We start from the raw sequence: 14,049 nt of genomic DNA on the forward strand, positions 1-14,049 counted from the left end.
GACAGCGGCTCGCGAAATGCGCGGGTCGTGACAGGTTCCGGGGAGTTCGATGAACCCTAATTTTCGTAATCTTGCCCTTTGGGCAATCATAGCGCTTCTGCTGATCGCGCTGTTCAGCATGTTCCAACAGCCGACGGAGCGCACCGGCTCGCGCGAGATTCCGTTCTCGCAATTCCTCAAGGACGTGGATGCGAGCCGCGTCAAGGAAGTCGTGATCACCGGCTCGAAAGTGATCGGCAGCTATTCCGAAAGCGGCGCAACCTTCCAGACCTACGCGCCTTCGGTCGATACGGCGCTGACCGAGCGCCTCGAAGCCAAGGACGTGACGGTCACGGTTCGCCCGGAAACCGACGGTTCGTCCGGGTTCCTCAGCTATATCGGTACCCTGCTTCCGATGCTTCTGATCCTCGGCGTCTGGCTGTTCTTCATGCGCCAGATGCAGGGCGGCTCGCGTGGAGCGATGGGTTTTGGCAAGTCCAAGGCCAAGCTTCTGACCGAAGCGCATGGCCGTGTTACCTTTGACGACGTCGCCGGCGTCGACGAAGCCAAGCAGGACCTGGAAGAAATCGTCGAATTCCTGCGCGACCCGCAGAAGTTCCAGCGCCTCGGCGGTCGCATTCCGCGCGGCGTGCTGCTCGTCGGTCCTCCCGGTACCGGTAAGACGCTGCTAGCCCGCTCGGTTGCCGGCGAAGCCAACGTGCCGTTCTTCACGATCTCCGGTTCGGACTTCGTTGAAATGTTCGTCGGCGTCGGCGCCAGCCGTGTGCGCGACATGTTCGAACAGGCCAAGAAGAATGCGCCCTGCATCATCTTCATCGACGAAATCGACGCTGTCGGTCGTCATCGCGGCGCCGGTCTCGGCGGCGGCAACGACGAGCGCGAACAGACGCTCAACCAGCTGCTGGTCGAGATGGACGGCTTTGAAGCCAACGAAGGCATCATCCTGATCGCCGCGACCAACCGTCCTGACGTTCTCGACCCGGCCCTTCTGCGCCCGGGCCGCTTCGACCGCCAGGTCGTCGTGCCGAACCCGGATATCAACGGCCGCGAACGCATCCTCAAGGTTCATGTGCGCAACGTGCCGCTGGCGCCGAACGTCGACCTCAAGGTGCTCGCACGTGGTACGCCCGGCTTCTCCGGTGCCGACCTCATGAACCTCGTCAACGAGGCCGCCCTGATGGCCGCCCGTCGCAACAAGCGTCTTGTCACCATGCTCGAGTTCGAGGATGCCAAGGACAAGATCATGATGGGCGCGGAGCGTCGTTCGTCGGCGATGACCGAGGCCGAGAAGAAGCTGACCGCCTATCACGAAGCCGGTCACGCGATCCTCGCGCTCAACGTTCCCTCGGCCGATCCGCTGCACAAGGCGACGATCATCCCGCGCGGTCGCGCGCTCGGCATGGTCATGCAGCTGCCGGAAGGCGACCGCTACTCGATGAGCTACAAGTGGATGGTCTCGCGTCTTGCCATCATGATGGGTGGACGCGTCGCCGAAGAACTGACCTTCGGCAAAGAGAACATCACTTCGGGCGCATCCTCGGATATCGAGCAGGCCACCAAGCTTGCCCGTGCGATGGTGACGCAATGGGGCTTCTCCGACCAGCTCGGCCAGGTTTCCTATGGCGAGAACCAGCAGGAAGTCTTCCTCGGCCACTCCGTTGCTCAGCAGAAGAACGTGTCGGAAGCGACCGCCCAGAAGATCGACAACGAAATCCGTCGTCTGATCGATGAGGCCTACGAGACCGCCCGCAAAATCCTGACGGAGAAGAACCACGAGTTCGTGGCGCTTGCCGAAGGGTTGCTCGAATACGAAACGCTGACTGGCGAAGAAATCAAGGCGCTGATCCGCGGGGAGAAGCCGGCACGTGATCTCGGCGACGACACGCCGCCGCATCGTGGCTCGGCCGTTCCCTCGGCCGGTGCCAAGAAGGAAGGCTCGGCGGGCAAGGGCGAAGAGTCCGAAGGCGGGTTCGAGCCGCAGCCGCAATAACCGACACCTGTCGGCCATGTATTGAAGCCGCCGTTCCTTGAGTGGAGCGGCGGTTTTTCGTTGGCGATTTTGCACCTGGCATTTGGTAACGGGATGTAATGATTTCTGATGCTAGGCTCGCTGCCGTTTGCTGCACTTTTGTGTCAAAGAAGACTCATGTGTCGCGATCGCATGGCCATTGGTGGGCACGACGATCGGAGGCGTACGGCAACCGCCGATATGAAATGAGGTCCGGTCAATGAAACCCAGTCGCGCACCCCGCAGACAGGCGAAACTGGCAAAGCCAGCGCTGACCCGGCAGAACGATGGAGCTCTTATGAAGCGCAAGTATTTCGGCACCGACGGTATTCGCGGCCAGTCCAATATGTTTCCGATGACACCGGATCTGGCGATGCGGGTCGGCATCGCCGTCGGTACGATCTTTCGCAATGGCGCCCATCGCCACCGGGTGGTGATCGGCAAGGACACGCGTCTTTCCGGCTACATGCTCGAAAACGCGATGGTGGCAGGCTTCACCGCGGCCGGTCTCGACGTCTTCCTGCTCGGGCCGATCCCGACGCCGGGTGTGGCCATGCTCACCCGCTCGCTGCGCGCCGATATCGGCGTGATGATTTCGGCGTCCCACAATCCCTTCCAGGACAACGGCATCAAGCTGTTCGGCCCCGATGGCTACAAGCTCTCCGACGACATCGAACAGAAGATCGAGGCGTTGCTCGACCAGGATCTCTCGGGCCAGCTGGCGAAGTCGGAAGACATCGGCCGCGCGAAGCGCGTCGATGGCGACATCTATCGCTATCTCGAACATGCCAAGCGCACGCTGCCGCGCGATGTCACGCTGCAGGGCCTGAGGATCGCCGTCGATTGCGCCAATGGCGCGGCCTACAAGGTGGCGCCGACCGCCCTTTGGGAACTGGGTGCCGAAGTCGTTACCATCGGTACGGAGCCGAACGGCCTCAACATCAACCTCGACTGCGGCTCGACGCATCCGGCTGCTCTGTCCAAGAAGGTCCATGAAGTGCGCGCCGATATCGGCATCGCGCTCGACGGCGACGCCGACCGCGTGCTGATCGTCGACGAGAACGGTACCGTCATCGATGGCGATCAACTGATGGCCGTCATTGCCGACAGCTGGGCCGAGGACGGCATGCTGCGCGGCGGTGCCGTTGCGGCGACCGTGATGTCCAATCTCGGTCTCGAGCGTTACCTTAAAGGGCGCGGCATCGACCTGCGCCGCACCAAGGTCGGCGACCGCTATGTCGTCGAGCAGATGCGCCAGGACGGGCTGAACGTCGGCGGCGAACAGTCGGGCCATATCGTGCTTTCCGATTTCGGCACCACCGGCGACGGTCTTGTTGCGGCCTTGCAGATCCTTGCGGTGATCAAGCGTCAGGGCAAGACGGTGAGCGAGGTCTGCCACCGCTTCGAGCCAGTGCCGCAGGTGCTGAAGAACGTGCGCATTTCGGCCGGCAAGCCGCTTGAAGACGCGACCGTGCGCCAGGCGATTGCGGACGCGGAAGCGGAGCTTGCGAAATCCGGTCGTCTGCTGATCCGCCCGTCCGGCACGGAGCCGCTTATCCGCGTGATGGCGGAAGGCGACGATCGCGGCCAGGTCGAGCGCATCGTCGACGAACTGGTCAATGTCATCGGCAGCGTGCGCAACGCCGCCTAAGCCGGTACCAATCGACTTCCCTCCAGGGCCGGTGCGAAGCGCCGGCCTCTTTTTTTCCCGTTGCCTGTTGCTTTTGCCCGGTAGTGTCGCCGCGGTCCGGGCCATTTTCCCGTTAGAACTCCGCTGGGGAACAGAACCTGCAACCATCACGACAAAAGAGAGTGTTGTTCTGCCGTTCTATTTAGCTCTACCTTATGTGATCTCGGGCAGCAGGCAGTAAACTGCACGACAACTACAAGAATATGCCGATTCCTTAACAAACGCGGTAAACGTTTGTAGTTAATCGGAACTTAACCTTTGCTCCTCATTATCCACAACAACAACGGGATTTGGGCACCGCTTTCACGGTGATCCAAGCAACGGAATCTATTGGAGTGGGCCATGAAGAGAATTTTGAGTGGCGTTGTTGCGATCTTGCTCAGCGGCACGGCAGCTCTTGCTGCGGATGTCTATCAACCGCCTATCGAGCCGGTGCCGGAACAGCCGGTCGAAGTCATCCAGACCAGCGGCTGGTACCTGCGCGGCGATGTCGGTTACGCCTGGAACAACCTGCGCGGCGCGAATTTCTACCAGGGTGGGCCGGGCGGCTCCATCGCCAATTTCGAAACCGCCGATATCGATGACTCCTGGGTCGCCGGCGTCGGTGTCGGTTATCAGTTCAACAACTACTTCCGTGCCGACGTCACGGCCGACTATTGGGGCAGCGCCGATTTCAACGGCTCGACCGTGGGTGGCTGCGGCAACTTCCCGGGCCCGTGCCGGTCGCGCGACGTCACATCGGTTTCCGCCTGGAGCCTGATGGCCAACGCCTATGTCGATATCGGCACCTACGGCGCCTTCACGCCTTACGTCGGTGCCGGTATCGGTGCGACGCACGTCAAGTGGGACAAGCTGCGCAACACCAGTTGCGAAATCGGCAACCCCGGCAATTGCGACCCGACGACGAGCCATGACGGTGAGAGCAAGTGGCGCTTTACCTACGCGCTGATGGCCGGTACTGCCATCGACCTCACCTGCAATCTCAAGGCCGACGTCGGCTACCGCTTCCGCCAGGTCGACGATGGCGACATGTTCGGCTACGCCAACGGTGGCGGTCCGGGCTCCGACGAGGGCTTCTACATCCACGAGGCGCGCGCTGGTCTGCGCTACTCGTTCGGCAGTGTCTGCGAAGTGCCCTACGAGCCGGAGCCGATCGTCTACAAGTGATCGGCCAGACCAGATGATACAAAAGGCCACCTTCGGGTGGCCTTTTTCGTTGCCGCCATTCTTTGCTTGTTTCCTAACAGGCATGGTTAACCGGGGGTTAACCAGTCGCTGCCAATAGTTAACGCTGAACGAAGCGGTGACGGCAGTGCGCCATCCCGCACCGATAGCAGTGGTGAAAGGGCATGGGCATGGATTGGCGAAACGGGTTCTGCGGGGCCGCTTTTGGTGCCGGCCTGCTCCTTTCCGGCGCGGCATTCGCTGCCGATGAGGATCTCCTGAATGCGCCGGAGATCACCATCGAAAAAGAATCGGCTGGCGCGAGTGCGATCTATCTGCGCGGCGATATCGGCTATGCGCCTTGGCGTAGCGAAGGCGATCCCTATTACCGGACCTTCGATGCGGGCACGTCGACCTACGACAGCACCACCTTCGACAACGCCCGTTTCGACAAGCCGTTTTCCGGGTCGCTTGGCGTCGGCTACCAGTTTACCGACACGTTCCGCGCTGACCTGACGGCGGAGTATTTCGAGGGCCGGTTCAACGGTTCATCCTCATCGGCAAGCCCGTGCGCGGGGCAAGGGGCGGGAACATCCTGCGCGTTTTCGACCGGGGCCGACTATTCCGCTCTCGGCCTGATGGCGAACGCCTATGTCGACTTCGGCACGCTCGCCGGCTTTACCCCCTACGTTGGCGCCGGTCTCGGCGCGACGCGTCTCAATTGGGATACGGCGGTTGAAAAGGCGACCTGCGTTGCCGGTGGCGGCGCCTGCGCCGGAGCGGCCGGCTCCACCTCTTACGAGGGGCGCGACAGTTGGCGGTTCACCTATGCGCTGATGGCCGGCGTTTCCTACGACCTCAGCGATCAGCTGAAGCTCGATGTCGGCTACCGCTACTCCCATATCGCCGACGGCGAGATGTTCGGCTTCGGCACTGAGGCGCTTGCGGGCGCACGTGGCGGCAACGGCTTTGACGATGGTCTTTCCCGTCACGAAATCCGAGCGGGCCTGCGCTTCTCGTTCTAGCGCCATCGGCCGCGGGAAAGTCGAGCAGGTTCGCTGCGTTCTTTCCCCAAGTGATTCAACCTGTTGCTCACATGAAGGCGTTGTCTGGCAACAATCGTTCGGCGGTGGCCGCCTGTCTTTTCATATGTTGCCCGCGACGCCATTAATTTTGTCGATTGCGACAAAGCGCTTGACTTCCGATCCCGCCGCCAATATCGACGACGGCGGGACACCCTTCCCCAACGAAGGGCTATCTATCTGGAAGGATAGCACATGGCAAAGCCTGCACAGCCGGACCTCCGTCCGAACAATACCCATTTCTCTTCTGGCCCTTGCTCGAAGCGCCCCGGTTGGACGCTCGACGCTCTCTCCGATGCTCCGCTCGGTCGTTCGCACCGCGCCAAGATCGGCAAGACGAAGCTGAAGCAGGCCATCGATCTTACCCGTGACATTCTTGAAGTGCCGGCCGACTACCGTATCGGTATCGTGCCCGCTTCCGACACCGGCGCCGTCGAAATGGCGCTCTGGTCGCTGCTCGGTCCGCGCGGCGTCGACATGGTCGCCTGGGAAAGCTTTGGCGCCGGCTGGGTGACCGACGTGGTCAAGCAGCTGAAGCTCGCCGACGTACGCAAGTTCGAAGCCGGTTACGGCGAACTTCCCGACCTTTCGAAGGTCGATTTCGACCGCGACGTGGTCTTCACCTGGAACGGCACGACCTCGGGCGTGCGTGTGCCCAACGGCGACTTCATCCCGGCTGACCGCAAGGGCCTGACGATCTGCGATGCGACCTCTGCCGCGTTTGCGCAGAACCTCGATTTCGCCAAGCTCGACGTCGTCACTTTCTCCTGGCAGAAGGTTCTTGGCGGCGAGGGCGCCCATGGCGTCATCATCCTGTCGCCGCGCGCCGTCGAACGGCTGCTGACCTACGTGCCGGCCTGGCCGCTGCCGAAGATCTTCCGCATGACCTCGGGCGGAAAGCTGATTGAAGGCATCTTTACCGGCGAAACCATCAACACGCCGTCGATGCTTTGCGTCGAAGATTACATCGATGCGCTGCTTTGGGCGCAGCAGGTCGGCGGGCTCAAGGGCCTGATGGCCCGGGCTGATGCCAATGCGCAGGCAATCTTCGATTTCGTCGCCGCCAACGATTGGATCGCAAACCTGGCGGTCAAGGACGAGACCCGCTCCAACACTTCGGTCTGCTTGAAGATCGTCGACAAGGACGTGCTCGCGCTCGACGCCGACGGACAGGCGGCCTTTGCCAAGGGCGTGGTTGCGCTCCTCGAAAAGGAAGGCGTCGCCTTCGACATCGGCCATTACCGCGATGCCCCGTCCGGTCTTCGCATCTGGGCCGGCGCCACGATCGAGGCCGCCGACATGAAGGCGCTGATGCCATGGCTGACCTGGGCTTTCGAGAGCCAGAAGGCAACGCTGGCACAGGCCGCGGCCTGATCGGACAATGGGTGAGGACAATGAACTTCGCCCGCATCTCACACTGATTTGAGTGATCCGCTTCGCTCCCGATGGGAGCGAGGCCTGGCTACCCGCATTCCCATTCAGACCTGATCTTTAAGGAGGCCTCCCATGGCACCTCGTGTTCTCGTATCCGACGAACTGTCGGAAACCGCCGTCCAGATCTTCCGCGACCGCGGCGTCGAAGTCGATTTCCAGCCGAAGCTCGGCAAGCACAAGGACAAGCTCGCCGAAATCATCGGTAACTATGACGGTCTTGCCATCCGTTCCGCCACCAAGGCGACGGAAAAGCTGATCGCCGCTGCGACCAACCTCAAGGTCATCGGCCGCGCCGGCATCGGCGTCGACAATGTCGACATCCCGGCCGCTTCGCGCCGCGGTATCATCGTGATGAACACGCCCTTCGGCAACTCGATCACGACCGCCGAACATGCGATTGCGCTGCTCTTTGCCGTTGCCCGCCAGCTTCCGGCCGCCGACACCTCGACGCAGGCCGGCAAGTGGGAGAAGTCCCGCTTCATGGGTGTCGAAATCACCGGCAAGACGCTCGGCGTCATCGGCGCCGGCAACATCGGCTCGATCGTCTGCTCGCGCGCCATCGGCCTGAAGATGCATGTGCTTGCCTACGACCCGTTCCTCTCCAAGGAGCGTGCCGAAGAAATGGGCGTCACCAAGGTCGAACTCGACGAACTGCTCGCCCAGGCTGACTTCATCACCCTGCACGTGCCCCTGACCGACAAGACCCGCAACATCCTGAGCGCCGAAGCGCTTGCCAAGGCCAAGCCGGGCGTGCGCATCGTCAACTGCGCCCGTGGTGGTCTGGTCGACGAGAAGGCGCTTGCCGAAGCGATCAAGTCGGGCCATGTCGCCGGCGCCGGTTTCGACGTTTTCGAGGTCGAACCCGCAACCGAAAGCCCACTCTTCGGCCTGCCGAACGTCGTCTGCACGCCGCATCTCGGCGCTTCGACCACGGAAGCTCAGGAGAACGTCGCGCTGCAGGTGGCCGAACAGATGTCGGACTATCTGGTCAAGGGTGCGGTCTCCAACGCCATCAACATGCCGTCGATCACCGCTGAGGAAGCACCGATCCTGAAGCCGTTCATCCGGCTTGCCGATGTTCTCGGCGCCTTCGTCGGTCAGGTGACCGAAAGCGCGATCAAGGAAATCGAGATCCTCTATGACGGCTCGACCGCCGGCATGAACACCAAGGCGCTGACGAGTGCCGTGCTTGCCGGTCTGATCCGGCCGCAGGTCGCCGACGTCAACATGGTTTCGGCGCCGGTCATGATCAAGGAAAAGGGCATCATCCTGTCCGAGGTCAAGCGTGACAAGACCGGCGTCTTCGACGGCTACATCAAGCTGACGGTGAAGACGGCGAACCAGACACGTTCGGTCGCCGGCACGGTGTTCTCGGACGGCAAGCCGCGTTTCATCCAGATCAAGGGCATCAACCTCGATGCGGATGTCGGCAACCACATGGTCTACATCACCAACACCGACGTTCCCGGCATGATCGGCTTCATCGGCATGACGCTCGGCGATGCGGGCGTCAACATCGCGAACTTCCAGCTCGGCCGCGAGAAGGAAGCCGGTGACGCGATCGCGCTGCTCTACGTCGATGGCGCTGTTTCCGAGGCCGTGCTTGACAAGCTGCGTGCCAATCCGGCAATTCGCCAGGCAAAGCCGCTGGTCTTCAACATCGATTGATGCCAGCCCAGCAAGTGGCAGCACGGTCTGCCACTTTGCCGACCCACTCACGGGACATATCGAGGACGCACCGGCCGACCGCCGGTGCGTTTTCCTGTTTCGAACGCATGTGACGAGAAATGACCGAAATGACATTCCGCTGGCGTGAGGCAAGCCTGCCCGACCTCGCATCCGTATCGGAGATCCAGCTCGTGGTTCACCAGGCCTTTCCCGAGGATGACGCCGTGCTCGCCGACCGCATCGCGCTCAGCCCTGCCGGTTGTTTCATGCTGGACTCAAAGGGCCTGTCGCGCGGCTATGTGTTGAGCCACCCCTGGCTTCGCGGTGCGCCGCCGTCGCTGAACAGCATGCTTGGCGAAATCCCTGAGGCTGCCGATACCTGGTACATCCATGACCTCGCCCTTCTGCCCGAAATGCGTGGCTCCGGGGCAGGGGGCGGCGTGTTGCCGATGCTTGCCGATGTTGCACGGACGGAAGGGTTCCGGTCGATGTCGCTCGTTTCCGTCAACGGATCCCGCCGCTTCTGGGAGCGACAGGGCTTCGAGGTTCGCATGGACGAACGGCTGGTGCAGAAGCTTTCAAGTTATGGCGATGATGCGCTCTATATGGAGCGGCATCTCGTCTGAATGAAAATGGCGCCGATTGGCGCCATTTTCGTTTTGTGCTGGATCAGGCCGCCCGCTGCGTCGAGGGCCGCCACGCTTTCTCCTCGACCGTGAACTGGGCAAGCCGGCCGGATAGCACGTTGCTTTCGCCGGCGAGCGCCTGGCTTGCGGCCGAGGTCTGCTCGACCATGGCGGCGTTCTGCTGGGTCATCTGGTCCATCTGGTTGACGGCAGTGTTGATCTCCCGCAGCCCGACCGACTGTTCGCGGGCGGCCGTCGCAATGGCGACGATGCGGTCGTTGATCTCGTTGACCCGGCGCTCGATGTCGCCGAGCGCCGAGCCGGTCGCCTCGACCAGACGCACGCCGGCCGAAACCTCGACGCCCGACGCGGTAATGAGCCCCTTGATCTCCTTGGCCGCCGTTGCCGAACGCTGCGCCAGTTCCCGCACCTCCTGCGCGACGACGGCAAAGCCCTTGCCGGCATCACCGGCGCGTGCCGCCTCGACACCGGCGTTCAGCGCCAGGAGGTTCGTCTGGAAGGCGATGTCGTCGATGACGCCGATGATCTCGCCGATCTTCGAAGACGAGTTTTCGATGCGGCCCATGGCGGTGATTGCGTCGCGAACGACCTCGCTCGAGGTGGCCGCACCCTTGCGGGCCTCGGCGACCATGCGGGTCGCCTCCTCGGCGCGGTTGGTGGAGTTCTGAACCGCTGAGGTGATCTCGTCGAGGGCGGCTGCGGTTTCTTCGAGCGACGCTGCCTGCTGCTCGGTGCGCTGCGACAGGTCGTTGGCTGCCCTGCTGATCTCATTGGCATTGCCGGTGACAACTGAGGTGGAATCGGCGATCGCGCTCACCGTCGAGCGAAGTGCGGCGACGGCGGTGTTGAAGTCCTGGCGCAGCTTTTCGTAGTCGGCGCCGAGATCGGGGACATGGGTCGTCAGGTCGCCGCTCGCGAGCCGCTCGAGCGCACCGCCGATCGTGCTGACGACATGGGCTTGCACGCGGGCGGTCGCCTGCTGCATTTCCTCGTTGGCGCTGCGCTCGCCGTCGAGCGCCATCTGCTGTTCGCGCTGGCGAACTTCGAGCGCGTTGCGCTCGATCACCGAGGCGCGCAGCACGACGAGGGCATCGGCCATGTGGCCGATCTCGTCGCGGCGGTCGGTATCCGGAACTTCCGAACGGGTGTCGTTGTTCGATACTTCGAGCATCACGTCTTTCAGCCGGTTGATCGGCCGGCTGATCGAGCGGCCGATCGCCATGGCGGCAGCCAGCGTCGCGATCGCGGCGATCGCCGTGGTGATGATCGTCATCAGCAGAGACGCATTGTACTTGGCGGCGAGATCGTCGGCATAGACACCGGTGCCGACGCCCCAACCCCAGGGCTTGAAGCCCTGAATGTAGGAGTACTTCTCGACCGGCTCCTCATGGCCGGGCTTGTCCCAATAGTAGTTGACGATACCGCTGCCCGGGTTCTGCGCCAACGCGATGAGCTCGACGTTAAAGGCTTTGCCGTTGGTATCCTTGAGGCCGCGCACGTCGGTGCCGACGAGCTTCTTGGCGAGCGGGTGGGCGATCATCATGCCGTCGAAGCCGTTGATGAAGAAGTAGCCGTCCTGGCCGAAGCGCATGGCCATAACGGCGGAAATAGCGCGGCTCTGGGCTTCCTCATGCGAGAGCGTGCCATTGCGCTCCTGCTCCTCGAAGCTTGCGATCGTCGAGATCGCCGCTTCGGTGACGTTGCGCAGCATCTGCCGGCGCTCGTCGCTGACTTCCGAGTTGGCGACTTGAGTCTTGTAGGCCATGGCGGCTGCCATGAAGACCAGCGCCATCGCCGTCAATAAGTAGATACGTGTCGAAATTCTAATATTTTTCACTGCCTTAGCCCCAAGGAAAATCCTGGCGGCGACAGAAACACCCATCTGCTAATCAAGCCTTAAGTCGCCTCCCGAGTTCTAGCGATTGCATCGCCCGAAACTTGCCCGGCAGGCGCGAGACTTCTCTAGCGCGGGCGACCTTTTTCGGCGATCGCGATCCCGCCGAGCACCAAGAGCAGGGCGACGAGGTGGAAGAGGTGGAAGGTCTCGCCGATCAGCATCACCGACAGCAGCGTGCCGAAAACGGGAATGGCGTTGATGAACAGGCCGGCGCGGTTGGCGCCGATCATCTCGACACCGCGCACATAAAGCACCTGCGACATCAGCGACGGGAAGATCGCGGCATAGAGAACGATGACCCAGCCCGTGGTATCTGGGACTATCGCCGTGCCTGTGCCGATCTCCCAGAACAACAGCGGGATGGCGCTCAACAGCGCGCCGAAGGCGGGGGCGGCGATGAAGCTCTGCCAGTGCATGGTCGGCTTGTAGCGCAGCGCCACGGTGTAGCCGGCATAAACGATGCAGGCCGCGATCATCAGCGCATCGCCGAAGTTGAATTCGAGCGACAGCAGGCTGGTGACGTCGCCATGGGCCGCCGTCACCAGCACGCCGACGAGGGTGACGGTAAAGCCGATCACTTGGGCGATCGACGCCTTGGTGCGGAAGAGCACGAAGTTGAAGAGAAAGATCAGCATCGGGATGCCGGCCTGCAGAATGACGGCATTGATGGCGCTCGTATATTTGAGCGCCGAGTAGAGCAGGGCATTGAAGGTGGTGAAGCCGATCGCGCCATAGGCAAGAAGTTGCAGCCAGTGCTTGCGGATCTTGTCCCAGTCGCGGCGGATCTGCGGCGTCATCAGCACCAGGATGACGATGAGCGCGAAGACCCAGCGCAGGGTCGTCAGCATCATTGGGCTCACATGGCCAACGGCCATCTTTCCGGCGACGGAGTTGCCGCCCCAGAAGAGAGCGGTGATGCACAGATAGAAGTAGGCCCTGGAATTCACGATGGTCAGACCTGCATGGGGATGGCGACCGGCTGTCGCGATGGCGGGAGAGCGGAAGATATAGGCTCTATATCCCGGCCTTGTCATGCAAAAAGGGCGGAACGCCCGACATAACGGGGTCGCTTTCCAGATGACAACACAGTATAGATGCGCGGGTTTGAGAACAGCGCAGCCTCGGTTGCGCGCCTGAACAGGAAGAGAATTATGACGAATGTCGTAGTGGTCGGCTCCCAATGGGGTGACGAAGGCAAAGGCAAGATTGTGGATTGGCTCTCCGAGCGCGCGGATATCGTCGTGCGCTTTCAGGGCGGTCACAATGCCGGCCATACCCTGGTGATCGACGGCGTCAGCTACAAGCTGTCGCTCCTGCCCTCCGGCGTCGTGCGTCCCGGCAAGCTTGCCGTCATCGGCAACGGCGTCGTGATCGATCCGCACGCGCTGATCGCCGAAATCGACAAGCTCGGCAAGCAGGGCATTGCGATCACGCCGGACAATCTGCGCATCGCCGACAATGCCACCCTGATCCTGTCGCTGCACCGCGAGCTCGACGGCATCCGCGAGGACGCCGCCTCCAACAGCGGTACGAAGATCGGCACCACGCGCCGCGGCATCGGTCCGGCTTACGAAGACAAGGTCGGCCGTCGCGCCATTCGCGTCATGGATCTTGCCGACCTTGACACGCTGCCGGCCAAGGTCGATCGCCTGCTGACGCACCACAACGCGCTGCGCCGCGGCCTCGGCGAAGCCGAGATCAGCCATGACGCGATCATGCAGGAGCTTTCGTCGGTCGCCGCCAAGGTGCTGCCGTTCATGGACACCGTCTGGGTGCTGCTCGACAAGGCTCGCCGCAAGGGCGCCCGCATCCTGTTCGAAGGCGCGCAGGGCACGCTGCTCGACATCGACCACGGCACCTATCCGTTCGTCACCTCGTCGAACACGGTCGCCGGCCAGGCTGCCGCCGGCTCGGGCATGGGCCCGGGTTCGCTCGGCTATATCCTCGGCATCACCAAGGCCTATACGACGCGCGTCGGCGAAGGTCCGTTCCCGACTGAGCTTACCGATGAAATCGGCCAGTTCCTCGGTGAAAAAGGTCATGAGTTCGGCACGGTCACGGGTCGCAAGCGTCGCTGCGGCTGGTTCGATGCGGCTCTGGTGCGCCAGTCGGTCGCCGCCAACGGCATCACCGGCATCGCGCTTACCAAGCTCGACGTTCTCGATGGTCTCGACGAACTGAAGATCTGCATCGGCTATACTCTGGATGGGCAGCAGATCGACCATCTGCCGGCAAGCCAGGCGCAGCAAGCTTCGGCAAAGCCAGTGTATGTTACGCTTGAAGGATGGAAAGAATCGACGGTTGGCGCGCGCAGCTGGGCAGATCTTCCGGCGCAAGCGATCAAGTATGTCCGCCAGGTGGAAGAACTGATCGGTGCACCGGTTGCTCTTCTTTCGACCAGCCCGGAGCGGGACGACACAATACTTGTGACGGACCCCTTTGAGGACTAGTGTCGGCGA

The 14,049-nt window shown here is 62.2% G+C and carries 10 protein-coding genes; 8 read left to right on the top strand and 2 right to left on the bottom strand.

Features of this window, described 5'->3' with window-relative positions; genetic code table 11:
* The first annotated feature begins 49 nt into the window (after positions 1-49).
* The 7 genes from ftsH (at position 50) to IB277_RS18630 (ending at position 9,672) form a co-directional block, all read left to right on the top strand.
* Positions 50-1,990: an ATP-dependent zinc metalloprotease FtsH gene (ftsH, locus tag IB277_RS18600; RefSeq protein ID WP_034806263.1), complete on the top strand. Its 1,941-nt coding sequence runs from the start codon at positions 50-52 to the stop codon at positions 1,988-1,990.
* A 316-nt stretch (positions 1,991-2,306) separates the two neighbouring features.
* Positions 2,307-3,659: a phosphoglucosamine mutase gene (gene glmM, locus IB277_RS18605; protein ID WP_060518576.1), complete on the top strand. Its 1,353-nt coding sequence runs from the start codon at positions 2,307-2,309 to the stop codon at positions 3,657-3,659.
* A 381-nt stretch (positions 3,660-4,040) separates the two neighbouring features.
* The gene (locus IB277_RS18610; RefSeq protein WP_060518574.1) at positions 4,041-4,865 is read left to right on the top strand and encodes an outer membrane protein; all 825 of its coding nucleotides are present in this window, start codon (positions 4,041-4,043) and stop codon (positions 4,863-4,865) included.
* 188 nt (positions 4,866-5,053) lie between these two features.
* Positions 5,054-5,887: an outer membrane protein gene (locus IB277_RS18615; protein WP_090299778.1), complete on the top strand. Its 834-nt coding sequence runs from the start codon at positions 5,054-5,056 to the stop codon at positions 5,885-5,887.
* A 252-nt stretch (positions 5,888-6,139) separates the two neighbouring features.
* Complete coding sequence (locus IB277_RS18620) at positions 6,140-7,318, top strand: phosphoserine transaminase (protein WP_090299760.1); 1,179 nt, start codon at positions 6,140-6,142, stop codon at positions 7,316-7,318.
* A gap of 132 nt (positions 7,319-7,450) precedes the next feature.
* Complete coding sequence (gene serA / locus IB277_RS18625; RefSeq protein ID WP_110819211.1) at positions 7,451-9,046, top strand: phosphoglycerate dehydrogenase; 1,596 nt, start codon at positions 7,451-7,453, stop codon at positions 9,044-9,046.
* A 119-nt stretch (positions 9,047-9,165) separates the two neighbouring features.
* Entirely contained in the window at positions 9,166-9,672 is a 507-nt protein-coding gene (locus IB277_RS18630) for an N-acetyltransferase (protein WP_060518566.1), read from the top strand.
* Between the two features lie 43 nt (positions 9,673-9,715).
* On the opposite strand, the gene IB277_RS18635 is transcribed toward IB277_RS18630, so the two are convergent.
* The gene (locus IB277_RS18635; RefSeq protein WP_090299762.1) at positions 9,716-11,530 is read right to left on the bottom strand and encodes a methyl-accepting chemotaxis protein; all 1,815 of its coding nucleotides are present in this window, start codon (positions 11,528-11,530) and stop codon (positions 9,716-9,718) included.
* Between the two features lie 125 nt (positions 11,531-11,655).
* Positions 11,656-12,537: a DMT family transporter gene (locus IB277_RS18640; protein WP_034806435.1), complete on the bottom strand. Its 882-nt coding sequence runs from the start codon at positions 12,535-12,537 to the stop codon at positions 11,656-11,658.
* Positions 12,538-12,741: 204 nt separating this feature from the next.
* Between IB277_RS18640 and IB277_RS18645 the strand changes: the two genes are divergently transcribed.
* Positions 12,742-14,040, top strand: coding sequence for an adenylosuccinate synthase (locus IB277_RS18645; RefSeq protein WP_034806437.1), 1,299 nt, complete (start codon positions 12,742-12,744; stop codon positions 14,038-14,040).
* Positions 14,041-14,049: the final 9 nt, after the last annotated feature.

Origin of the sequence: Ensifer sp. ENS07 (genome assembly GCF_014852185.1) — a bacterium.
Lineage (GTDB): Bacteria > Pseudomonadota > Alphaproteobacteria > Rhizobiales > Rhizobiaceae > Ensifer > Ensifer adhaerens.

What these genes read in the sequence shown, in the direction of transcription:
- ftsH (WP_034806263.1), top strand. Translation starts at nt 50, where the DNA reads ATGAACCCTAATTTTCGTAATCTTGCCCTTTGGGCAATCATAGCGCTT.
- glmM (WP_060518576.1), top strand. Translation starts at nt 2,307, where the DNA reads ATGAAGCGCAAGTATTTCGGCACCGACGGTATTCGCGGCCAGTCCAAT.
- IB277_RS18610 (WP_060518574.1), top strand. Translation starts at nt 4,041, where the DNA reads ATGAAGAGAATTTTGAGTGGCGTTGTTGCGATCTTGCTCAGCGGCACG.
- IB277_RS18615 (WP_090299778.1), top strand. Translation starts at nt 5,054, where the DNA reads ATGGATTGGCGAAACGGGTTCTGCGGGGCCGCTTTTGGTGCCGGCCTG.
- IB277_RS18620 (WP_090299760.1), top strand. Translation starts at nt 6,140, where the DNA reads ATGGCAAAGCCTGCACAGCCGGACCTCCGTCCGAACAATACCCATTTC.
- serA (WP_110819211.1), top strand. Translation starts at nt 7,451, where the DNA reads ATGGCACCTCGTGTTCTCGTATCCGACGAACTGTCGGAAACCGCCGTC.
- IB277_RS18630 (WP_060518566.1), top strand. Translation starts at nt 9,166, where the DNA reads ATGACCGAAATGACATTCCGCTGGCGTGAGGCAAGCCTGCCCGACCTC.
- IB277_RS18645 (WP_034806437.1), top strand. Translation starts at nt 12,742, where the DNA reads ATGACGAATGTCGTAGTGGTCGGCTCCCAATGGGGTGACGAAGGCAAA.